19 protein-coding genes are annotated in these 21,372 nt (G+C 64.6%); 12 read left to right on the forward strand and 7 right to left on the reverse strand.

The annotated features are described in order from the left end of the window. Position 1: 1 nt before the first annotated feature. Positions 2-1,594, reverse strand: coding sequence for a carboxyl transferase domain-containing protein (locus ACIOWL_RS03325; RefSeq protein WP_400381687.1), 1,593 nt, complete (start codon positions 1,592-1,594; stop codon positions 2-4). Next, positions 1,591-2,238: a TetR/AcrR family transcriptional regulator gene (locus ACIOWL_RS03330; protein WP_400381690.1), complete on the reverse strand. Its 648-nt coding sequence runs from the start codon at positions 2,236-2,238 to the stop codon at positions 1,591-1,593. Before ACIOWL_RS03330 ends, ACIOWL_RS03325 begins: the two co-directional genes overlap by 4 nt. Before the next feature lie 108 nt (positions 2,239-2,346). Here ACIOWL_RS03330 and ACIOWL_RS03335 point away from each other — a divergent pair, with 108 nt between their 5' ends. Continuing rightward, positions 2,347-2,892 carry a hypothetical protein gene (locus ACIOWL_RS03335; protein ID WP_400381692.1) on the forward strand — a complete coding sequence of 182 codons (546 nt, stop codon included), beginning with the start codon at positions 2,347-2,349 and terminating at the stop codon, positions 2,890-2,892. Positions 2,893-2,950: 58 nt separating this feature from the next. Here ACIOWL_RS03335 and ACIOWL_RS03340 read toward each other — a convergent pair whose 3' ends face one another. Beyond that, positions 2,951-4,621, reverse strand: a complete 1,671-nt coding sequence (locus ACIOWL_RS03340) for a glycoside hydrolase family 13 protein (RefSeq protein WP_400381693.1) — start codon at positions 4,619-4,621, stop codon at positions 2,951-2,953. 30 nt (positions 4,622-4,651) lie between these two features. Between ACIOWL_RS03340 and ACIOWL_RS03345 the strand changes: the two genes are divergently transcribed. After that, positions 4,652-5,848, forward strand: coding sequence for an ROK family protein (locus tag ACIOWL_RS03345; protein ID WP_400381695.1), 1,197 nt, complete (start codon positions 4,652-4,654; stop codon positions 5,846-5,848). Continuing rightward, complete coding sequence (locus ACIOWL_RS03350) at positions 5,845-7,038, forward strand: MFS transporter (RefSeq protein ID WP_400381697.1); 1,194 nt, start codon at positions 5,845-5,847, stop codon at positions 7,036-7,038. Before ACIOWL_RS03345 ends, ACIOWL_RS03350 begins: the two co-directional genes overlap by 4 nt. Here the strand turns inward: ACIOWL_RS03350 and ACIOWL_RS03355 are convergent. From ACIOWL_RS03355 to ACIOWL_RS03365, 3 genes are all read right to left on the reverse strand, one after another. Further along, positions 7,025-7,789, reverse strand: coding sequence for a DeoR/GlpR family DNA-binding transcription regulator (locus ACIOWL_RS03355; protein WP_400381699.1), 765 nt, complete (start codon positions 7,787-7,789; stop codon positions 7,025-7,027). The genes ACIOWL_RS03350 and ACIOWL_RS03355 overlap by 14 nt on opposite strands. A gap of 66 nt (positions 7,790-7,855) precedes the next feature. Beyond that, entirely contained in the window at positions 7,856-8,866 is a 1,011-nt protein-coding gene (pdxA, locus tag ACIOWL_RS03360; RefSeq protein WP_400381701.1) for a 4-hydroxythreonine-4-phosphate dehydrogenase PdxA, read from the reverse strand. Continuing rightward, positions 8,863-10,137, reverse strand: coding sequence for a four-carbon acid sugar kinase family protein (locus tag ACIOWL_RS03365; RefSeq protein ID WP_400381703.1), 1,275 nt, complete (start codon positions 10,135-10,137; stop codon positions 8,863-8,865). Before ACIOWL_RS03365 ends, pdxA begins: the two co-directional genes overlap by 4 nt. A gap of 217 nt (positions 10,138-10,354) precedes the next feature. On the opposite strand from ACIOWL_RS03365, the gene ACIOWL_RS03370 reads away from it, so the two are divergent. The 9 genes from ACIOWL_RS03370 to ACIOWL_RS03410 are packed head-to-tail and all read left to right on the forward strand — an operon-like array spanning position 10,355 to position 19,183. Beyond that, the gene (locus ACIOWL_RS03370) at positions 10,355-11,932 is read left to right on the forward strand and encodes an ABC transporter substrate-binding protein (RefSeq protein WP_400381705.1); all 1,578 of its coding nucleotides are present in this window, start codon (positions 10,355-10,357) and stop codon (positions 11,930-11,932) included. A 3-nt stretch (positions 11,933-11,935) separates the two neighbouring features. Next, the gene (locus ACIOWL_RS03375) at positions 11,936-12,871 is read left to right on the forward strand and encodes an ABC transporter permease (protein WP_400381707.1); all 936 of its coding nucleotides are present in this window, start codon (positions 11,936-11,938) and stop codon (positions 12,869-12,871) included. After that, a complete protein-coding gene (locus tag ACIOWL_RS03380; RefSeq protein ID WP_400381708.1) occupies positions 12,868-13,794 on the forward strand; it encodes an ABC transporter permease in 927 nt (308 codons plus the stop codon). The genes ACIOWL_RS03375 and ACIOWL_RS03380 overlap by 4 nt, the downstream gene beginning before the upstream one ends. Beyond that, positions 13,794-14,633 (forward strand): ABC transporter ATP-binding protein, encoded by an 840-nt coding sequence (locus tag ACIOWL_RS03385; protein WP_400381710.1) that lies wholly within the window; start codon positions 13,794-13,796, stop codon positions 14,631-14,633. The genes ACIOWL_RS03380 and ACIOWL_RS03385 overlap by 1 nt, the downstream gene beginning before the upstream one ends. Further along, on the forward strand, positions 14,630-15,463 hold the full coding sequence (locus ACIOWL_RS03390) for an ATP-binding cassette domain-containing protein (protein ID WP_400381712.1): 834 nt from the start codon (positions 14,630-14,632) through the stop codon (positions 15,461-15,463). Before ACIOWL_RS03385 ends, ACIOWL_RS03390 begins: the two co-directional genes overlap by 4 nt. Before the next feature lie 28 nt (positions 15,464-15,491). After that, positions 15,492-16,454 carry an aldo/keto reductase gene (locus ACIOWL_RS03395; RefSeq protein ID WP_400381713.1) on the forward strand — a complete coding sequence of 321 codons (963 nt, stop codon included), beginning with the start codon at positions 15,492-15,494 and terminating at the stop codon, positions 16,452-16,454. Between the two features lie 19 nt (positions 16,455-16,473). Continuing rightward, entirely contained in the window at positions 16,474-17,247 is a 774-nt protein-coding gene (locus ACIOWL_RS03400; protein WP_400381715.1) for an HpcH/HpaI aldolase/citrate lyase family protein, read from the forward strand. A 39-nt stretch (positions 17,248-17,286) separates the two neighbouring features. Then, positions 17,287-18,510, forward strand: a complete 1,224-nt coding sequence (locus ACIOWL_RS03405) for an exo-alpha-sialidase (protein ID WP_400381717.1) — start codon at positions 17,287-17,289, stop codon at positions 18,508-18,510. Then, entirely contained in the window at positions 18,503-19,183 is a 681-nt protein-coding gene (locus ACIOWL_RS03410) for an SDR family NAD(P)-dependent oxidoreductase (protein WP_400381719.1), read from the forward strand. The genes ACIOWL_RS03405 and ACIOWL_RS03410 overlap by 8 nt, the downstream gene beginning before the upstream one ends. Before the next feature lie 213 nt (positions 19,184-19,396). Here ACIOWL_RS03410 and ACIOWL_RS03415 read toward each other — a convergent pair whose 3' ends face one another. Next, positions 19,397-21,217 (reverse strand): alkyl/aryl-sulfatase, encoded by a 1,821-nt coding sequence (locus ACIOWL_RS03415; RefSeq protein ID WP_400381720.1) that lies wholly within the window; start codon positions 21,215-21,217, stop codon positions 19,397-19,399. Positions 21,218-21,372 lie beyond the last annotated feature (155 nt).

The raw sequence follows: 21,372 nt of genomic DNA on the forward strand, positions 1-21,372 counted from the left end.
CTCACATCCTGAACAGGCCGAAGTTGGTTTCCGGAAGTTCTGGCGGGCACGCGCCCAACGCCAGGCCGAGCACCCGCCGGGTGTCGGCCGGGGCGATGACCCCGTCGTCCCACAGCCGGGCGGTGGAGTACCAGCCGCTGCCCTGGGACTCGTACCGCGCGCGGATCGGCTCCTTGAAGGCCTGCTCGTCGGCGTCGGTGAACTTCTCGCCGGGGGCGAGCGAGTCGCGTTTGACGGTGGCCAGCACCGCGGCGGCCTGCGCTCCGCCCATCACGGAGATGCGCGCGGCCGGCCACATCCACAAAAAGCGCGGCGAGTAGGCGCGCCCGCACATCGAATAGTTGCCGGCCCCGAAGGAGCCGCCGATGATCACGGTGTACTTGGGCACCCTGGCGGTGGCCACCGCGGTGACCATCTTGGCCCCGTGCTTGGCGATGCCGCCGGCCTCGTACTCCTTCCCGACCATGAACCCGGCCAGGTTCTGCAGGAAAATCAGCGGGATGCCGCGCTGGTCGCACAGTTCGATGAAGTGCGCGCCCTTCAGCGCCGACTCGGAAAAGAGCACCCCGTTGTTCGCGATGATTCCCACCCGCCGCCCGTACAGCCGGGCGAACCCGGTGACCAAGGTGGTGCCGTACTCGGCCTTGAACTCGTGGAATTCGCTGTCATCCACCAGCCGGGCGATGACCTCGCGCACCTCGTAGGGGGTGTTCACATCCACCGGGACGATGCCGGTCAGCTCATCGGCGTCGTAGGCCGGCTCGCCGTACGCCGCCGCGGGTTCCGGGACAGGATCGGGCAGGGTGTTGACGATCTCGCGCAGGATGTGCAGGGCGTGCTCGTCGTTTTCCGCCAGGTGGTCCACCACCCCGGAGGTGCCCGCATGCAGCTGCCCGCCGCCGAGCTCTTCCGCGGTGACCACCTGGCCGATCGCGGCCTTCACCAGCGGCGGGCCACCCAGGAAAATGGTTCCCTGGTTGCGCACGATCACGCTCTCATCGCTCATCGCCGGCACGTAGGCGCCGCCGGCGGTGCAGGAGCCGAGCACCGCGGCCAGCTGCGGGATTTTGGCCGCGGAGAGCTTGGCCTGGTTGTAGAAGATCCGCCCGAAGTGCTCGCGGTCCGGGAACACCTCGTCCTGCATGGGCAGGAACGCGCCACCGGAATCCACCAGGTACACACACGGCAGCCGGTTCTCCAGCGCGATCGCTTGCGCGCGCAGGTGTTTTTTGACCGTCATCGGGAAGTAGGTCCCGCCCTTGACGGTCGGGTCGTTCGCCACCACCATCACCTGGCGCCCGTGCACCAGCCCGATGCCGGTGATCAGCCCCGCCCCGGGGCTTGCCCCGTCGTACATCTCCTCCGCGGCCAGCGGGGCGACTTCCAGGAAGGGCGATCCCTCATCCAGCAGCCGGTCCACCCGATCGCGGGGCAGCAGTTTTCCGCGTTCGACGTGGCGGTCGCGGGATTTCTGGGAGCCTCCGCGCGCGGCCCGGGCCAGCCGCTCGCGCAGCTCGTCCAGCAGCGGCTGGTACTCGTCGCGGCGCCGGATGAACTCCTGGGACTGCGGATCAACGTGGGTGGGGATCTTCATGCCGCTCCTTGGGGAATGCTGCCGGGTTCGCTGTCGGGTTCGCTTGCAAGCCGCACCGGGAGCGGCAGCGTGGTGGCGGTGGGCGGGGCGGCGCCCAGGATCCGCAGGGCCATCGCGATGAATTCCTGCTGCACCTGGGCCAACTCCAAGCGGCCCGACGGCCGGTACCAGTGCGCCACCCCGGTGCCCATCTCCATGATGGCCAGCCGGGCCAGGGAAAGATCCGGGGTGTGGAATGCACCCGCGCGCTCGCCGTCGTGAAGCACCGCGGCGAACAGCCGCTCGTATTCATCGCGCAGGCCCTGCATCGACTGGCGGTGCTCCGGGCTCAGCGAGCGCATCTCGTATTCGGCCACGCGGGCAGTCTGCGGGTTGCTGGCGGTGAAACCCACGTGGAAACCGACCAATGCGGCCAGGCGTTGGGCGGGATCAGCCGGGGTCTGGGCCTCGCGGGCGCCGGCGAGCATCGCGGTCAAGCAGCCGCTGATGACCCCCAGCAGCAGCTCCTGCTTGCCGCCGACGTAGTGGTACAGGGTGGCCGAATTCAGCCCCACCGCGGCACCCAGCTCCCGGATGCCGGTGGCCGCGTAGCCCTGGCGCGCGAAACAGGCAACTGCCGCCCGGTGGATCTGCCCCAGTTCCATCCCCGCTCCCAATCGATCGATTGAGCCCAGTACACAACAGGTGGTGATGTGGTGTCAATCACTTGATTGGGGTTCCGATGGTGCCTGGGCGCACCTATGCTTGGCACCATGGCAGAGGTGAACCAGATCGGTGTGCGTTGGAATGCGCGCAAGCAGTGCGCCGAACTTCTTCTCGATGGGCGTAGCCTGGCCCAGTTCGTTGACCCGGCGGGCGACTGGTGTGTTTCCCCCTTTGCCCGGCGTTTTCTGCGTGGAGAGCTGAGAAAGTTGCTGCCCACCTATCGCGCGGACTTTGCTGGCCGGGATCACCGAATGAGCGGGAGAGAGATCGAGATCTACGTCTGCCGCAGCTGCGGGGATCTGGGGTGCGGAAACCTGGCGGTTGATTTGGAGCTTGGCCCGCAGTGGGTGAGGTGGTCACGGCCGCACTGGGCGGCTGATGACGATCCGGAGGAATACGACGAGTTTGAGCAGTTGATTCCCGGGGATCCTCTGGAACTGATGCCGCAGGAGTTGGTGTTCGCTCGTGCCGAGTACGACCGGGCGCTGGCGCGGATTCACACTTATCTTTCACGGCCCGGATGGCAGCGGAACCCCGAGGGTTCGGGTGTGGAACGGTTTATCGCCCGGGTTGGCAGGCATCGCTGGCAGTAGGGCGCCGGAACCCAAGATGGTTCCGACGCCCTGTTGCCTGCGGACATCCTGTTAAGGGTTAACCGCGCAACCAGGCGGTGGTGGCGGCCGGCAGTTTGCCGTCCGCCAATGGCCCGCTGGTCAGCAGAGGAGTCGACGGCAGCTGCTGGGGCGGCGCGTTGAAATTGGTGATGCTGATCCAGCCGTTGGGACGGCTGAAGGCAAGCACCCCGGGCGCGCTGGGCAACCAGGACAGCGATTCATCGGTTTGCAGTTCGCGGCGCAGCGCCAGGGCGTCGCGGTAGAGCGAGAGGGTGCTGCCGGGCACACCGTCTTGGGCGGCGACGGACAGCTGGGCGAACTCGGCCGGCTGCGGCAGGTGCGCCCCGGCCGCGCCGAAACCCAACGAGGTCCCGGCCGGCTCCCAGGGCAGCGGGACCCGGCAACCGTCGCGCCCCAGGTCCACCCCGGGGTTGCGGAAGAAGGTGGGGTCCTGGCGCTGCTCGTCGTCGATCTGGCTGACCTCCGGCAGGCCGAGCTCCTCGCCCTGGTAGAGGTAGGCGCTGCCGGGCAGGGCCAGCTGCAGCAAGGTGGCGGCGCGGGCGCGGCGCAGGCCCAGCGCGGGATCCACGGCGTGCGCGGAGGCCCCGTCCAGCAGCCAGTTGCGGGCGGCGTCCGGGTCTCCGGTGGGCACAAGGGCGTAGCGGGTGGCGTGGCGGATGACATCGTGATTTGAATACACCCAGGTGGTGGAGGAGCCGGCCAACGCGGCCTGTTCCAGGTTGACGGTGATGATGCTGCGGAAGTCGTCGGCGGTGAAATCCGCCTTGAGCAGGTCGAAGTTGAAGGCCTGGCCCAGCGAGCGGGCATAGGCGGGGCGGCGCTGGGCGTTGCTCCAGGATTCGGCCACCGCGATGCGCGGCGGGGTGTAGCTGTTGAACACCTCGCGCCAGGCGGTGTAGATCTGGTGCACCTCGTCGCGGTCCCAGAGCGGATGGGTGCCGTCCCAGGGGTGGGCGTCAAGCTGGGCCTTGCTGGGCAGGTCGGCGTGCGGCACGTTTTTGGCCAGCGCGTGGGCGACGTCGATGCGGAACCCATCCACCCCGCGGTCCGACCAGAAGCGCAGGGTCTTCAAGAAGTCCTCGCGGACCTGCGGGTTCTCCCAGTTGAAATCCGGTTGCTCGGGGGCGAAGAGGTGCAGGTACCACTGCCCGTCGCCCACCGGGCTCCATGACGGGCCGCCGAACACCGACTCCCAGTCGGCCGGGGGCAGTTCGCCGTGTTCGCCCACCCCGTCGCGGAAGATGTAGCGATCGCGGGCGGCCGAGCCCTTGGGGGAGGCCAGCGCCTCGCGGAACCACTGGTGCAGGTTGGAGGAGTGGTTGGGCACGATGTCCACAATCACCTTGATTCCGGCGGTGTGCAGGGCGGCGGTCATCGCATCGAAATCGGCCAGGGTGCCCAGCCGCGGGTCCACATTGCGGTAGTCGTCCACGTCGTAGCCGCCATCGGCCAGCGCGGAGGGGTAGAAGGGGGAGAGCCAGACCGCGTCGATCCCCAGGTCGCGCAGGTAGTCGACCCGGGAGGCGACCCCGGGCAGATCGCCCAGGGAATCGGCGTTTGAATCGGCGAAGCTGCGCGGGTAGATCTGGTAGACGGCGGCTTGGCGCCACCAGTTCGCGGTGTTGTCCAACAGGGTGCTCCTTGTCTGAGAGGGCGGTTTCGGGATGAACCGAAGTAAATTTAGCATCTTAATAAACTCGCGTCTATACTCGGGTAGGTGACTTCAAATCCACCGGACGCACAGGTGCGGGCCGTAATCCCGGAGCCTTCCGCGCGCCTGCGCAACGCGCGCAAAATCCTGGATGCCGCCTGGGATGCCGGGGCGGTGAGCGCCGCCGAGCTGATGGCCGCGACCGGGCTGACCCGGGTGACGGTGCTGAACCAGGCCCGCGAGCTGGCCGATGCCGGGTGGCTGCGCGAAGCCCAGGATTCGCGCGCGCTGGGGCAGTATTCCACCGGGCGCCCGGCCCTGCGCTACGAGTTGGAGACCGACACCCGTGCGGTGGCCGGGATCGACGCCGGGCAGCACCGGATCAGCGCCGTCCTGGCCGATCCGCACGGCACCGTGCTGGCGCGCGCGCAGGCGGACATCCACCCGGAGGCACCCGCCGCGCAGCGTGTGCAGGTGGTGGCGCAATTGCTGCGCGAGCTGGGCGGCTCCCAGGCTTCCCGGACGCTGGATGCACTGGTCGTGGGGGTGCCGGCCCCGGTTGATTCCCACGGTTTCTCCCCGTCGGATGCCAACGGATTCTGGGGCCGGATGAACCCCGACTGGCAGGGGCAGCTCGGAGAATTCACCGGGTTGATCCAGGTGGAGAACGATGCGAACCTCGCCGCGCGGGCGGAGCTGGGCCGCGGCGCCGAGGGGTCGTTTGCGGCTCTGCTGGTGGGTGAACGCCTGGGCGCCGGCACCGTGGTGGATGGCCAGCTGTTGCGCGGCGCCCACGGAATGGCCGGCGAGATGCGGTTTCTCACCCACGTCCAGGGGGTTGGCAGCGCCGCCGGGCTGGGTCCGGTGGCGCGCCAGTTGGCCAACGACGCGCTGGCCGCCGGACGGTCCAGCAGCCTGGCCGGGCTGGAGCAGCGCGGCACCCAACAGATTTTTGCCGCCGCGCACGCGCACGACGAGCTGGCGTGCGAGATCCTGGAGGCGTTGGGCCTGCGGCTGGCGCGGATCGCCGCGGTGATCGCCGGTTTTGCCGGGCTTGAAACCATCATCGTCTCCGGGGCCATGGCCGCCACGCTGGCCCCGGTGATCCAGATCGCCCAGCGCGAACTGGAGCGTGAACCGGCCCCGGTGCGCCTGAGCGCCTCCAGCCTCGGTGCCGAGGCGGTGGTGCACGGCGCGCTGTGCAGCGCCCTTGACCTGATGCGCGCCACGGCGCCGAACCTCCCCACCCGAAAGGCTCCATGAGCACCCTTACCGATCGCCGCGCGCGGGCAGCCACCGCGGCATTGTTCCTGACCAACGGCGCCTTGTTCGCCAATATGGCCCCGCGGCTGCCCGAATTCAAGGAACGCCTGGGACTGGGCGAGGCAAGCTACGGCCTGCTGGTCACCGCCTGGCCCATCGGCGCGATGATCGCCGGGATGGCCGCCGGGTGGCTGATCCGCCGGTTCGGCGCCGGGGCCGTCGCGGTGGCCGGCACCATCCTCACCGGGGCCGCGCTGCTCGGCGCGGGGCTGGCCCCGGGGCTGTGGCTGGTCGCGTTCGCCTTTTTGTGCGGCGGGGCCATGGATGCGATCACCGACGTCGCGCAGAACTCGCACGGCCTGCTGGTGCAGCGCCGTTACGGGCGGTCGATCCTGAACTCGCTGCATGCCCTGTGGTCCGTCGGCGCGCTGATCGGCGGGCTGATGGCGGCCGGGGCGATGGCCGCGGGGCTGCCGCTGGGGGTGCATTTCGGCATCTCGATGCTGATTTTCGCCGCCGTGGCGCTGGCGGCCTGGCGCTACTGCCTGCCGGCATCCGCCGGGCGAACCGAACCTGAGGAGGTAGCCGACGGTGCGGTGCGCACCGTGAACCCGGTAACCCGCCGGCACATCGTGATGCCGATGACGGCGCTGGTGCTGATCGCCGTAGCAGGCACCATGGTGGAGGACGCCGGGAATTCCTGGGCCACGCTGTATCTGGGCCAGGGCATCGGCGCCCCAGCCGCGCTGGCCGCCACCGGCTACATCGCCATGGTCGCCGCGCAGTTCATCGGGCGTATCCTGGGCGACGGCATGGTCGACCGCTTCGGCCAGCGCGCGGTGGCGCAGCTCGGCGGCCTGCTGGTCGTGGCGGGTATGGGGCTGGCGCTGGCGTTCCCGTCGCTGTGGGGAACGGTGGCCGGATTCGCGGCCGCCGGATTCGGGGTGGCGACCCTGGTGCCGGCGACCATGGACCAGGCCGATCGGCTGCCGGGCCTTGCCCCCGGGACCGGGCTGACCGTGGTCTCCTGGCTGATGCGGCTTGGTTTTCTGCTCTCCCCGCCGCTGATCGGACTCATGGCCGAATCCTGGGGTCTGCGTTTCGCGCTGCTGCTGGTCCCGCTGACCGGTGTGGTGGTGCTGCTGTGCTCGCCGGTGCTGCGCGGGCGGAGCAAAACTACGCCTGGATGACGTTGACCCCGGCGTGGACAAATGGCTGCAGCTGTTCGGCGGTGGCGGCCTCATCGGTCACCAGGCTCCAGTTGGACGGCAGCTTGGCCCACGCATGGAAGGGGCGCTGGTTCAGCTTGGAGCTGTCGGCCAGCACCACGACCTGATTGGCGCGGGACAGCATTTTCTCCTTCAACCGGGTCTGGATGAGGTCGGCCTCGCAGATGGCATCCGGGATGACGCCATCGGCACCGAGGAACACGGTGTCGAAGCTCATCCGCTCCAGGCAGTACTCCGCCAAAGGGCCCACAAACGCCGCACTGCGGTGGCGCAGGGTGCCGCCGATGCATTCCACGTGCACGTCCTCGGCTTCGGCAAGCTCCTCCACCACGACCAAGGAAGTGGTGGCGAGCGTGAGTTGCTGGGCGTCTCGAAGTTCGTGGGCCAGGCTCGCGACCGTTGACCCGGAATCAAGCAAGATAGTTTGCCCTTCGTGCACCAGCTCGCGGGCCGCGCGGCCAATCGCGGTTTTAGCCAGCGTGCGTTCCTTGGTGCGCTGGCGAAATGTCGACTCGACCACCGCGGCGGTTAGCGGCATGGCCCCGCCGTAGGTGCGGGCAATTTTGCCTTCGGTGGTGAGCTTGGACAGGTCGCGGCGGATGGTGGATGCGGTGACACCAAACCGTTCGGAGAGTTCTTCGACGCTTGCCAGGCCGCTGGTGTGCGCCAAGTCAAGGATCTGCCCCTGGCGCACCTTCGCACTGGTAGACATCGTGTATTCCTCCTTGCAATGTTGTGCAGCCGATACGCTGAGTGTATCGGCAATCCCGAGCGAGTTTTACTTCACCGGGATGGAGGCCAGGTTAACCGACTGGGACAGCGCCTCGATCATGCTGCCAACCTCGACGATACCTTGGCCGGCGATGTCGAATGCGGTGCCGTGATCAACCGAGGTGCGGATCACCGGCAACCCGACGGTGATATTCACTCCGGCTTCAATGCCCAGCACCTTGACCGGACCATGGCCCTGGTCGTGGTACATCGCGACAATCAGGTCGTAATCCCCGCGCCCGGCCAGGAAAAATGCGGTATCCGCGGGCAGCGGGCCTACCGCATTGATCCCCTCGGCCTGCAGGACCTCAAGGGCCGGGATGATTTTTTCTTCCTCTTCGCCGTAACCGAACAGGCCGTTTTCCCCGGCGTGCGGGTTGATGGCGCAGACCCCGATTTTTGGTTGCGGGTTCCCGGCGCGGACCAGTGCCTCGTGGCCACGGCGCACGGTGCGCTCGACCAGTCCTGGTTCGATCTTCGCGATCGCGTCGATCAGCCCGATGTGGGTCGTGACATGGATGACCTTGACCTTCGGGGTGGAGAGCATCATCGAGACCTCATCCACACCCATGAAGTGCGCGAGCAGTTCGGTGTGGCCCGGGTATACATGCCCGGCTTCGTGCAGCGCCGCCTTGTTCAGCGGTGCGGTGCAGATCCCCTGGATCTCGCCGCGCATGCCCAGCTCGCAGGCGATGCGGATGTAGTGGTAGGCGGCGTTTCCAGCTTCGGCGGAGACTTTGCCCCACTCCAGGTCTTCCGAGAGCAGGTGCGGGTCGATCACGTTGATCCGGCCCGGGGTGAATTCCGCCTCGCGGACCTCGCTGATTTCAACGATCTCTACCCGTGCACCCAGTGCCGCGGCGCCAAGCTGCAGGCGGTGGACATCGCCGATCACGATGGGGCGGCTGATCCGGTAAGCGTTCGCATCAAGCAGGGCGCCAACGGTGACCTCGGGGCCGACCCCGGCACCGTCACCCATGGTGACCGCGATGAATGGACGTGAATCGGTGGTGTTCATTGGGTTGGCTCCTGAGAAGACAAGGTGCGCAGTGTGCGCAAACGGGATAATGCGTGGTGGAGGATTTCGGTGCTGCCGAAGGTTCCGGGTTTGGTGCCCACTAAACGCCCATCGGGTGTTTGGCAGATGACGACCCCTGCTTCCAGCTGTTCCCGGGGTTCCAGCGTCGCGACCGCAAGGTCATCGAGCACTGCCCGTGCGGTTTCGCCGCCGGTGAGGAACAGGTCCGCAGTGGGGTTCGCGGTGAGAAAACTTCGAGTTTCGGTGCGCAGACGGTGCAGCACCTCGTGCGGCTGCGCCGGTAGTCGCGAGGCGGTGAGGATTTGCAGTTCACCCGGGCCGAGCCCGGCCAGCTCGGCGGCTGTTTCGGCGCTGGGTATTCCGCGGTCTTGGGCATACCGAAGCTGTTCGCCCGAGCGACCCGAGGCGGAACCGACAACGGCCAAGGCTGTTGCGTTTTCTGTTAGTGCCGGTGCATTGTGCACCGTGCCGGGGTTGCTCAAGTGCTGGCTCAGGGCGTGGTTCAACGCTCCGGTTCCCACCAGGATGCTCCGTGCCGCCAGCTCGGGGGCCTCGGTGCGCAAGCGCAGCCAGCTGGCGGCGATGGTGTCGAGGTCCGGTTGATCAACGCAGTCGATGATCAGCACCGAGGAGGTGCCAAGCCCGGCGGCAAGTTCCTGTTGGAAGTCGTTGACCTGCGCGGATAATGCAGGTCGCGCAAGCTGCACCGATTCTAGGCCGCCCAGCAGGTCGCTGATCCGGGCGGGGGCCGTGGCGGCCTCCACCTTCCAGGCATCGGTCGCGGCCAGTGGTTCACCGGCGATCAGTGCCTGCCCGTTAACCACCGTTCGCTCCAAGTGCGGCAGCGCGCCGGCCAGGATCACACGAAAACCGGCCTGAACCAGCGCGGCGAGCTCGGCGCCCACGTTTCCGCGCCAGAGCGAATCAATTTTTTTGAAGATGAGTGTGTGCGGATCCACCGCGGCTACGCACCGGCTGAGAACCGCGTGGGCGCTGCGTGCCTCCAGATAGCGGCTATTGGTGTCCCTGACCAATGCGGTGCGGGACCGATCGGGTGCTTCCGCGTCGGTGTGCTCATCGTGCAGCACAATCCGGGTGCGGAATCCAGCGCTCATCCAGGGGACGGATACCTCGCAGGCACCTGAAAAGTCGTCGGCGAGAACCAGGATCTGCGTGGTGTCGCCTCGCGAGGCCTCGCCCGGCTCCGCCTGCCGGGCAGGGGGCTGATCGGTGGGGGATTGTTGTGTCATTTCCGAGCTGTTCACCTCCTGAGGGATGGCCCGAGGGGTAGCGGGCGTCACAGTGTTGCTGATCAACATCATGACACAACTGCGCGAAATGCGCTATCCCTGTTGCGCATTTCGCGCAATCGTGGGAAGGTGACATGAGTTACAAATTCCATGTGCGCTCAGGGCCCGGCACAAAAACGGCTGGTGGCGCGCAACACAATCGATCGGGAGGTCGACGATGACCGCATTATTCTCTGGTCCCAACATGTCGCGCAGGTCGCTGCTGCGGCTGGCGGGGGCCGCCGGAATCTTCGCGGCCGTTGGGGTGAGCGCAACCGCATGCGCCGGCCCCACCGGTTTGCCGGGCAAAGACACCCTCACGCTGGCGCTGAACCGTTCGCTGGTGTCCTTGGACAACAAGCTGAACCAGTTTGATGCAGCCGTCACCGTGCAGCGTGCCGTGCGTGAAGGGTTGACCGCGATCGGGCCGGATATTTCTCCCATCCCGGTATTGGCGGAGTCGATGGTGATGACCTCGCCCACCCGCTGGACTGTGAAGCTGCGCGAATCAATCACCTACTCAGACGGACGCCCGGTCAAGCCGCAGGATGTGGCCACCGCCCTGGAAATGTATTCCAAGGTGCAGGGCTCGTTTGTGGCCAGCTTCTTCCCGGAGTTCCCGACCGTCACCGAGGTCGACCAGCGCACCTTCTACCTGGACTCGGCAGAGCCGATCCCCATTCTGGATGCGCTGATGGCGCTGATCCTGATTACCCCGGCGGAGGACAACAAGGCCGAAGAGCTGCAAACCGGTGTGGGAACCGGGCCCTATGTGGTGCAGGACTACGACCGCGGCGTGGGAAGCTACACCCTGGTGCGCAATGAGAACTACTGGGGCGAACCCGCGTCGGTACGTCAGGTCAACGTCCGGTTCCTGCCCGAAGAGTCCTCCCGCGTGATCGCACTGCGCAGCGGCGAGGTGGACATCATCGACTCCATCTCCCCGAACTCCATGGAGCAGCTCCAGGGTCTGCCCGGCGTGAAGCTTGAAATGGCCTCCTCGCTGCGTTTGAACCAGATTTTTTACAACTTCCGCAAACCTGCTTCCCACCCGCTCTCCGATGTGCGGGTCCGCGAAGCGCTGTCCTTTGCCATCGACGGCGAATCCCTGGTCCACGACGTGTTGATTGACTCGGTGGAGCAAGCCCAAGGGGTGACCGCCACCAGCCTGTTCGGGTTCGCGAGAACCGGTGACTATGTGTACGACCCGGGCAAGGCCAAATCCTTGCTGGCCGACTACGGGGCCTCCGACCTGACACTGAAAATCATCTGGGAAACCGGCGAGTTCCCCTCGGATACCGCGATCATGGAAGCGCTGGTGCAGATGTTCGGCGATATCGGTGTCCGCACCGAATTGCAGCAGTTCGAGCCGGGCGGAAACATCCTGCAATGGCGACAGGGCAAGGAAGGGGACTGGGACCTTTTGGGCAACGGTTTCTCCAGCCCTACCGGTTTGGCAATCACCATGCTCCAGGGAATGTACGCGGGGACCGCGCAGAAGGAAAAAACCCGCGATACCTACCAGGGCTACGTCAATCCGGAGGTGACCAAGAAGATCGCTCGGGCGGCCTCCGAGGTCGACGAGGTCAAACGCCAAACCTACCTGAAGGACGCGCAGCAAGCGGCCTGGGACACCTGGCCCTGCGCCTGGGCCTTCACCCCGAAATCTATTCTTGCCCGCCGGGAGCGTGTGCAGAACCTGAACCTATCCGCCGCCAACGCCTACCCGCTGGCCGCCGTGGGATTGGAGAGCTAAACCGTGCTGACCTATCTACCCAAACGCATCGGGCAGGGACTGCTGACGGTGTTCCTCACCGTATCGGTGGTCTTTGTGCTGATCCGCATGGCCCCGGGAGATCCGGCGGTCGCGTTCGCCGGCCCGCTGGCTACCAACGAGGAGCTTGCCGCGGTCCGCGAGCAGTTCGGCCTCGACCTGCCGTTGCTGCAGCAGTACGTGATTTTCCTCGGCCAGCTCTTCACTGGGCAACTGGGAATGTCCTACTCCTTCCAGGCTCCGGCCGTGGAGGTGGTGATGGATCGCCTTCCGTACACGCTGACCCTCGCAACCAGCTCGATCCTGCTGGCGGCCTTGGTTTCCATTCCGCTGGGGATGTGGATGGCCCGCCGTGCAGATACCGACGCCGAACTGGGAGTCAACGTGCTGACCATTGCCGGGCAGTCGATGCCCGACTTCTGGACCGGCATCATGCTTCTCACCGGATTCTCGGTGCTGATCCCGTTGTTTCCGGCCTCGGGTTTCACCACCTGGGGCGGGTTGGTGCTGCCGACCATCACCGTGGCGATCTTGCAGATCGCGCTCATTTCGCGCATGGTCAAACGCGAGATGGTCACCAACTTCAACTCGCCGTACCTGACCATCGCGCGCTCGCGTGGCGTCAGCGAACGGGTACTGACCTGGCGCTATGCCTTGGGAAATGCCGGCATTCCGGTTTTCACGGCGCTTGGCACACGATTTGCCGCGATGCTTAACGGTGTGGTTGTTGTTGAAGTCGTGTTCGGCTGGCCCGGCGTCGGGTCGCTGATCGTCCGGGCGCTGGAAACCCGTGACTACCCCCTGATCCAGGCCACCGTGCTGATCACCGCGCTGCTGGCGGTTGCCGTCCAGCTGCTGATCGACTTGGCCTACCCACTGCTGGACCCACGGGTCCGCCTCGGAAAGGCAGCTTCGGCATGAGCATCACCACGCAGAGTTCCCCACCGGCCCCGAGCGTATCTCCGCGTTCGGCGGTGACGCCACAGGTGCTGAAAAAATCGGATGCCTCCCGCCGGGCCCGCTCGGCACGGATCAAACTGTGGATGGGCGCAATCCTCACCTTGCTGGTGGTGCTTCCCATCGCACTGGCCAGTTTCCTGCCGATCGCGGACCCGAACATGCAGGACCTCGGATCCCGCCGCCTGCCCCCGCTGGTGGATGGGCACCTGTTCGGCACCGATCAGCTGGGCCGCGACCTGTTCTCCCGGGTGCTGTTCGGTGGGCAGACCTCGCTGATGATCGGCGTGCTGGCCGTGGTGGTCTCCGGTGCCATTGGCGTGATCCTGGGTTCCATCGCCGGCTTTTACGGCAAATGGGCGGACGTGATCATCTCCCGTGTGCTTGAAGCGCAGATGTCCCTGCCGCTGCTGATGATGCTGTTGCTGGTGGTCGCCCTGTTCGGCCCTTCCATTCCCGTGATCACCGGGGTGATCGCCATTGCCCAGTGGCCGGAAGTCGCGAGGCTGACCCGTTCGCTGGTGCTGGTTGAGCGAGAGAAACCCTATATCGCGGCGGCGAAAACCCTGGGGCTGCCGAAACTGTCGATCCTGGTCAAGCACGTCATCCCGAACGTATTCAAGCAGGCAAGCCTGGTGATCCTGTTGCTGCTAGCGCAGGCGGTGCTGCTTGAAAGCGCGCTGTCCTTCCTGGGCGCCGGCCCGCAGCGGCCGTTCTCCACCTGGGGCCGCCTGATTTCCGACGGCCAGGACTACATCACCACCTCCTGGTGGATGGTGACCCTGCCGGGCCTGTTTATTGTGGTTCTGGTGGTCGGGGTGAACCTGCTGGGTGATGCCCTGCGTGATGGCAACCTGCGCCGCAAGTCCCGAAAGGATGGCAAGTGATGAACGAGCAAGAACCGGCAGTACTGGAAGTCGAGAACTTCAACGTCGAACTGATGACGGACAACGGAGTTTTTAAGGCAGTGAACAACGTCAGCTTCCGGATCGGGAAGGGGCAGAGCGTCACCATCATCGGCGAGTCCGGCTCGGGTAAATCCACCACCGCCATGGGGCTGCTGCAGCTGCTTCCCCCTGGCCTTGCGGTGCTCTCCGGCACGGTTCGGCTCAAGGGCCAGGACGTGATCTCCAACCCTCAAGCGATTGCGAAGTTCCGTGGGCGCGGGCTGGCCTTGATCCCGCAGGATCCGATGACTGCATTGAACCCGGTGGCCACGATCGGCGCGCAGCTGCGTGAAGCGATCAAGGTTGCAGGGCGCCTGAAAAGCAAGTCGGACCAACAGCAACGGGCCATCGAACTGCTCACCCAGGTACGAATCCCGTTGGTGGAAGAACAACTCAAAAAGTTCCCGCATCAGCTCTCCGGCGGCATGCTGCAGCGTGTGCTGATTGCCATCGCACTAGCCAGTGAGCCGGAACTGCTGGTGGCCGATGAGCCTACCAGCGCATTGGACGTCACGGTGCAGGCCGGCATCCTGGACCTGTTGCTTGAGCTGCAGGAAACCCGCGGGATTTCGATCTTGATGATCACCCACGACATCGGGGTGGCACGAATGGTTTCCGACACCATCCACGTGATGAAGTCGGGGCAGTTCATCGAATCCGGCGACGCCGCGCAGATCGTGGACGCACCTGGCGAGGAATACACCCGCAACCTGCTCGCGGCCGTGCCGCGGTTGGGCAGCTGGGATGAGACATCACTGAGTACGGAAGGCGCATCATGAGCCAGCGCGCAGCATCGGACCCATTTCTGTCCGTCAAGAACCTCACGGTTGAGTACTCCACCCGCAAGGGGGTGTTCCGCGCCGTAGACGATGTGTCCTTCGACCTGCACCGCGGAACCACCCTGGCGGTGGTGGGCGAGTCCGGATGCGGCAAGTCAACCGTGGCAAAGTCGATCATGCGGCTGCTGAACCCCGCCGCTGGGCAAATCCTGCTGGACGGAACCGACCTGGTGACGCTCAATGAGCGTGCATTGCGGCCCCTGCGCCGGAAATTCCAGATGGTGTTCCAGGACCCCTACGGTTCGCTGGACCCGCGTCAGAGCGCCGAGGAAATCATCACCGAACCGCTGAAAATCCAGAAGGCAGGCAATGCGGCGCAACGGCGTGCCGAGGCGTTGCGGCTGCTGGACCGGGTGGGATTGCCCGAAAGCGCGCTGGCCCGCCGGGCCAACGAATTCTCCGGCGGCCAGCGTCAGCGCATTGGCATCGCCCGGGCGTTGGCCTCCAAACCCGAACTTCTGGTATGCGACGAGGCCACCAGTGCCCTGGACGTCTCGGTCCAGGCCCAGGTCATAAAGCTGCTCGCCGAGATCCAGGCAGATACCGGGATCTCCTACCTTTTCATCACCCACAACCTGGGGGTGGTGCAGGAGATCAGCGACCGGGTCCTGGTGATGCGTCGAGGCCAGGTGGTTGAGATCGGCGAGACCCAGCAGGTGCTGAGCGCCCCGAGCCAGGAATACACCCGTTCGTTGCGGCGTGCGGCCTTGGACCCCAGCCAAATGAGCGGACTTAAGCCGCGCCACCTGTTGGCCGGATTAAGCAACTGATACCCACACCCATGACGTCGAGGAAACAATGAATCAGGAATTAAACACCCAGGCGCAGCTGGTGCTGGGCACCATGACCTTCGGGGACACCGCAGATCACAAGGTCAGCGCGCAGATGCTGGACGCTGCGCTGGACGCGGGGATCACCCACATCGATACCGCCAACGCCTATGTTGGCGGCGCGACCGAAGAATTGCTGGCCAGCTTGCTCGAAGGGCGCCGCGATCAGGTCTTTTTGGCCTCCAAGGCCGGCATGCCGCATGCGGACGCGGGAGATGATTCACCGCTGTCCCCGGCCGCGCTGCGGCGCAGCGTCGAAGCCTCGCTGCGCCGGCTGCGCACCGACAGGCTGGACCTGTTTTACCTGCACCAGCCGGATTACTCCAGCCCGCTGGAGGACACCCTGAACGAGGTCGCCAAACTGCACAGTGAAGGCAAAATCCTCTCCCTGGGTGTCTCGAATTTTGCGGCCTGGCAGATTGGGCAGGTGCAGCATGTGGCCCAGAGCGTGGGGGCGCCGCAACCGGTCGTTGCCCAGCAGCTGTACAACCTGGTGGCCCGGCGAATCGAAACCGAGTACCTGCCCTTCGCCGCCGCCACCGGGGTGCAAACCATGGTCTACAACCCGTTGGGAGGCGGGCTGCTGACCGGGCGCCACAGCTTCACCCAGCGCCCCGCCGATGGCCGGTTCGGCACTTCTCGCCTGGCTGCCATGTACACCGAACGCTACTGGGATGAGGACTTGTTCCGAGCCATCGCTGCCCTGGGCGAACTGGCGGAGTCTGCCGGCATCAGCCTGATCGAACTCTCGCTGCGCTGGCTGGCCTACCATCAGGGGGTCGACTCGCTGCTGCTCGGTGGTTCAAAGGTGCAACAGCTCGAATCCAACCTCGCCGCCATCGCGCGCGGCCCGCTCGACGAATCACTGGCCCAGGCGGCCGCTGAGGCCACCGCCTCGCTGCACGGACCCATGCCAGCGTACAACCGCTAAACAGAAAGAGATGAACCCCATGACTTCAACAGTTGCGACCGAATTTGCCCGCAAGATCCGAAACCGTGAAGTAGCGGTCGGATACTGGGTGGTGCTGGACTCGCCGGTGTCCACCGAACGAATTGCCCGGCTTGGATATGACTATGTAGCGCTTGATGCCCAGCACGGGTTGATCGGCTACAACGGGATGCTGACCGGCCTGATGGCAATCGACGCCTCGCAGCAGGCGGCCGGCGTGGTGCGGGTTGAAGCGAACAACGCCACCGCCATCGGCAAGGCGCTGGACGCAGGTGCCGTCGCGGTGATTGTGCCGCTGGTGAACACCGCGCAGGACGCCCGGGACGCGGTGCAGGCCGCGAAGTACCCGCCGCACGGGATCCGTTCCTACGGTCCGATGCGTTCGGCGCTGCGCGTTGGCCCGGTCCCGGCCGAAGCCGATGCAACCACCCTGGTTTTCGCCATGATCGAGACCCCCGGTGGATTGGCGAACGTGGAAGAGATCGCCGCAGTGGAAGGCCTGGACGGGCTGTATGTCGGGCCGAGCGACCTGGCTTTGGCCATCGGCGCGGCCTACCCGGGCGACCCGGCGATCAAGGACGAATTCGAGGCAGCGCTCAAGCGTGTCAGCGCCGCGGCCCAGAAGGAAGGTATCGCGGCCGGTATCCACAATGCCAACGGCGAACTGGCCAACCAGCGCCTGGGCGAGGGTTACACCTTCGCCACCGTGGCCTCCGACCTGACCCATCTGGAAGCCACCGCCGCGCAGCACCTGCAGCGCGCCCAAGCACGCTAACCACCTGCCTGACGCAGCCCATCTGACAAGGAACTGATTATGTCTACTTTCTCCACCATCACCACCGATGGCCAGGTCCAGCAGGACGGCTCGCTGGCCTATGCCTACCTGCCGGCTCCCACGGTGCAGTCGCATGCGGCCAACCTGATGACCCTGGGAAATGGGGATCTGGGCTGCGTCTGGTTTGGCGGCACCCAAGAGGGTGTTGCCGACATCAGCATCTACTTCTCCACCCTGCAACGTGATGGGCACGGGCAGTGGGCTGAAACCTGGTCGCCGGCGCAGCAGTTGTCTTTTGACGGCACCCGGTCGGAGCAAAACCCGATCCTTTTTGTCAACGGGGCGCAGCTGTGGCTTTTGTACACTTCGCAGCATGCAGGCAATCAAGACACTTCCCAGGTGTGTCGACGGATCTCCGAGGACCACGGGCGCAGCTGGTCCGAACCGGAAATCCTGTTTGCGGCGACCGAGCACGGCGGGGTATTCGTCCGCCAGCCACCACTGCGGGTGGGCGAAAAACTTCTTGTTCCGGTCTTTCGATGCGCGACGGTTCCGGGCCAAAAGTGGGTGGGGGATGAAGACGATTCGGCGCTGATGGTCTCCACCGACAACGGCGTGACCTGGAGCGAACAGCTGGTGCCCGGGTCCATCGGGTGCGTGCACATGAACGTGGCGGCGCTGAGCGACGGGAGCTTGCTGGCGCTGTACCGCAGCCGTTGGGCGGACTGGATCTATGAGTCGCGGTCAACCGACGGCGGCGCAAACTGGAGTGTCCCGGCTCCCACCGAGCTGCCGAACAACAACTCCTCGATACAGTTCACCGCCATGGCCGATGGCCGATTGGCGCTGATCTACAACCACAGCCAGGCCACCGCGCAAACCGAACGCCGCCTGTCCTTGTACGATGAAATCGACGACGAGGGACTGGACGGCAGCGTCGACGGGCCGGTGGTCTTTGAACCGGTCCCCACCGCCGATTCTGAAACCAAAAAAGCCTTCTGGGGGACGCCGCGGGCACCGCTGACGGTGGCAATCTCTTCGGACCAGGGCGCGAGCTGGCCGGTACGCCGCAACCTGGAGGTGGGCGACGGCTACTGCCTGTCGAACAACTCCCGCGAGGGGCTGAACCGCGAGTTCTCCTACCCGTCTATCCACCAAGGCCAGGACGGCTCCCTGCACCTGGCCTACACCTATTTCCGGCAGGCAATTAAATACGTGCGGGTCGACCCTGCGTGGGTAGCCGAGGGCGAGTCGAATGCCTAACGCGTTGGTAACCGGCGTCAGCTCCGGTATTGGTCAGGCTATCGCCACCGAGCTGCTTGCCAGTGGTTACACTGTCACCGGGCTCAGCCGCCGTCGCCCCGAATTTGAGCATGAACGGTTCAACTGGGTTGCGGCCGATCTTGGCGATGCAGCCCAGGTTCAGCAGATTGCCACGCGGCTGAAGGAACCTGACCTGTTTGTGCACGCCGCAGGGTACATGGCCACCGGTGCGCTGGGGGAGCTGAAGCCCGAGGATCTGGCAGGTATGCATGCGGTGCATGTCCAAGCACCCATGGTGCTGCTCAATGAGTTCGCTCACAAGCTGCCCGACGGGGCCCGGATTGTGCTGATCGGAAGCCGCACCATGAGCGGCGTTGCTGGTAAGAGCCAATACGCCGCCACCAAATCCGCGCTTGCTGGCCTCTCGCGCAGTTGGGCCATGGAACTTGCCCCACGCTCGATCACCTGCAATGTGGTGGCCCCCGGGCCAACGGACACCCCGATGATGGTTGATCCGCGCCGCGCTGGGGTGCCACCGGTGGTGCCGGCCTTGGGGGCGTTGGTGGACCCTGTCGATGTGGCGGCCCTGGTGCTTTTCCTAGGCGGGCCGCACGGAAAATCCATCACCGGCCAGGTGCTGACGATCTGCGGGGGAGCCTCGCTGAAGGGGTAGCCTGCACCACCAAGAGGTTCGCCAACACGGCCCGTTTTATCCAGAGCACTTGTCCGAGTGCTGAAACGTGGCGTGTTCCAGTAGGGCGTGCGGGCGATGGGAAACGTGGGAAAGACGCCGAGTTTGCCAGTTGAAATTTCCAGCGAACTTGGTCGTTTTCCGAATGTCTACGATTTGACGGCTACGAGTCCCATCGCCCACTCAACGTGATATCTACGGGGTCACGATGGCAAAGTTCGGATCCCCCGGAGAAGCGGCGCCAAGCATCTCCTTCAGAGCGCCGGTCGGGCCGCTGATTTCTAGGCCAGGGGAAGCCGCATCCCCGCTGAGCAACATCATGAGCCGTGTTTTGCTCAAACGGATCACGGTGTGTGCCGGTGTGCTGGACTCTGCGAGCAAACGGTGAATCAACACGCCATGCCGCAGGCGCAACCGATGCGTGACACTCAAATCCGTGATCACCAAATCGATCTCTGCCTCTAGGTCCCAAACCTTAGGTGCTTCGATGGCGATGGCTAGGCTATCGAGTACTTGCGAGACGGACACATGCTGGGCCAAGGACTTCGTGTCTGCTGAGTTCGGGGTTCCGAAGCGTCCTTCGCGTAGTTCCAGCGCTCCTGCTAGATAAAAGTTTCGCCACGTAGCGTTTTCTACCGAAAACCCCAGTTGTTCCAGCACGTTGGCCAGGGCATTGGAGACGTCGGCGTTCTGCGGATCGGCAAATATTGCGTGTCCCAGCAATGTCGCGGCCCAGCGTGGATCGTCATCTGCTTGGGCTTCAGCGGCCAGTTCCAGGACACGGTCGATCCCGCCTAGGGCTGAGACATAGCGAGTTGCTTGCTGCTGTGGTGGATGCGGCCATAAATTGACGGGGTTGGCGTCGAACCAACCCATGTAGCGTTGGTAAATAGCCTTCACATTGTGGTTGATCGACCCATAGTAGCCGCGAGTGCTCCATTCTTCTTCCAGGGCCGGTGGCAGCTGGATCATCTCGGCGATCTCAGCACCTTGGTATCCGAGATTGATGTATCGCAGTGTTTCGTCATGCAAGTAGGCGTAGACATCGCGCTGACGGGATATGAAGTCGTTGACCCGGTCGCCGTCCCACGTCGGCCAGTGATGCGAAGCGAACGCTACATCGGTAATGTCCGCATAACGTTCGATGGTTTCGGTGAGATAGCTGGCCCAGGCGCGTGCATCGCGGACCAGCGCACCTCGCAGGGTGAGGATGTTGTGCAAGGTGTGGGTGGCGTTCTCTGCCAGGCACAGGGCGCGGAAACCAGGGAAGTAGAAATGCATTTCTGCCGGAGCTTCCGAATCCGGAGTCATTTGGAATTCGATGTCCACCCCGTCGACGGTCAACCGTTCTCCAGTGGAAGTGACCAGCACGGTGGGCGGGATGATGCCAACTTGTCCGATGGAAGTAGTATGCCCTAGACCAGCACCCACGGACCCGCGCGGAGTCCGGGGCAGAGCCGCTCCGTACATGTAGCCGGCACGACGCGACATAGCGGTTCCAGCATAGATATTCTCCGATACCGCATGTTCCATGAAGCCTGTCGGTGCGATGATCTGCACGTCTCCGCGTTCCACATCTTGCAGGCTCGTGACCCCGAGTACTCCGCCGAAATGATCGACGTGGCTGTGGGTATAGATCACGGCAGCGACTTTTCGGTTGCCGCGATGCTGGCGATACAGATCCAATGCCGCTGCAGCAGTTTCGGTGGAGATCAACGGATCAATGACGATGATTCCGGTGTCCGACTCAACGAATGTGATGTTCGAGAGGTCGAATCCGCGGACTTGATAGATACCCTCTGTTACTTCGTAGAGGCCGTGCTTGTTAACGAGCATCGACTGGCGCCAGAGGCTTGGATGCACTGAGTCAGGGGAATCCCCGGATACGAAACTAAAACTGTCGCCATCCCAGACTGTTTCACCGGCTTCATTGGTAATGATGCACGGACTGATTGTGCCCAGAAATCCACGATCGGCATCCTGGAAATCTTGATGAGTGGTATCAACTGCGGGCATGAAAATAGCCTTTCCAAGGGATTCGAGATGTTGCTTCAACCCTAGTCGTCAGGAGGTTGTTCCGGAATGCTAAACGCCAGCATTCAGGATCCTCTGAGCTGCTTCAGCACGACAATAATTTCCGCCCAATGACTTGCTGAATTTATCTCAGGCAG

It is taken from the genome of Glutamicibacter sp. NPDC087344, assembly GCF_044744225.1.
Lineage (GTDB): Bacteria > Actinomycetota > Actinomycetes > Actinomycetales > Micrococcaceae > Glutamicibacter.

Excerpts from the sequence above, each read along its gene's own strand:
- ACIOWL_RS03410 (WP_400381719.1), top strand. The coding sequence starts at position 18,503 with ATGCCTAACGCGTTGGTAACCGGCGTCAGCTCCGGTATTGGTCAGGCT.
- ACIOWL_RS03405 (WP_400381717.1), top strand. The coding sequence starts at position 17,287 with ATGTCTACTTTCTCCACCATCACCACCGATGGCCAGGTCCAGCAGGAC.
- ACIOWL_RS03335 (WP_400381692.1), top strand. The coding sequence starts at position 2,347 with ATGGCAGAGGTGAACCAGATCGGTGTGCGTTGGAATGCGCGCAAGCAG.
- ACIOWL_RS03355 (WP_400381699.1), bottom strand. The coding sequence starts at position 7,789 with ATGTCTACCAGTGCGAAGGTGCGCCAGGGGCAGATCCTTGACTTGGCG.
- ACIOWL_RS03365 (WP_400381703.1), bottom strand. The coding sequence starts at position 10,137 with ATGACACAACAATCCCCCACCGATCAGCCCCCTGCCCGGCAGGCGGAG.
- ACIOWL_RS03330 (WP_400381690.1), bottom strand. The coding sequence starts at position 2,238 with ATGGAACTGGGGCAGATCCACCGGGCGGCAGTTGCCTGTTTCGCGCGC.
- pdxA (WP_400381701.1), bottom strand. The coding sequence starts at position 8,866 with ATGAACACCACCGATTCACGTCCATTCATCGCGGTCACCATGGGTGAC.
- ACIOWL_RS03340 (WP_400381693.1), bottom strand. The coding sequence starts at position 4,621 with ATGCTAAATTTACTTCGGTTCATCCCGAAACCGCCCTCTCAGACAAGG.
- ACIOWL_RS03415 (WP_400381720.1), bottom strand. The coding sequence starts at position 21,217 with ATGCCCGCAGTTGATACCACTCATCAAGATTTCCAGGATGCCGATCGT.
- ACIOWL_RS03350 (WP_400381697.1), top strand. The coding sequence starts at position 5,845 with ATGAGCACCCTTACCGATCGCCGCGCGCGGGCAGCCACCGCGGCATTG.
- ACIOWL_RS03385 (WP_400381710.1), top strand. The coding sequence starts at position 13,794 with ATGAACGAGCAAGAACCGGCAGTACTGGAAGTCGAGAACTTCAACGTC.
- ACIOWL_RS03370 (WP_400381705.1), top strand. The coding sequence starts at position 10,355 with ATGACCGCATTATTCTCTGGTCCCAACATGTCGCGCAGGTCGCTGCTG.
- ACIOWL_RS03395 (WP_400381713.1), top strand. The coding sequence starts at position 15,492 with ATGAATCAGGAATTAAACACCCAGGCGCAGCTGGTGCTGGGCACCATG.
- ACIOWL_RS03400 (WP_400381715.1), top strand. The coding sequence starts at position 16,474 with ATGACTTCAACAGTTGCGACCGAATTTGCCCGCAAGATCCGAAACCGT.
- ACIOWL_RS03380 (WP_400381708.1), top strand. The coding sequence starts at position 12,868 with ATGAGCATCACCACGCAGAGTTCCCCACCGGCCCCGAGCGTATCTCCG.
- ACIOWL_RS03325 (WP_400381687.1), bottom strand. The coding sequence starts at position 1,594 with ATGAAGATCCCCACCCACGTTGATCCGCAGTCCCAGGAGTTCATCCGG.
- ACIOWL_RS03390 (WP_400381712.1), top strand. The coding sequence starts at position 14,630 with ATGAGCCAGCGCGCAGCATCGGACCCATTTCTGTCCGTCAAGAACCTC.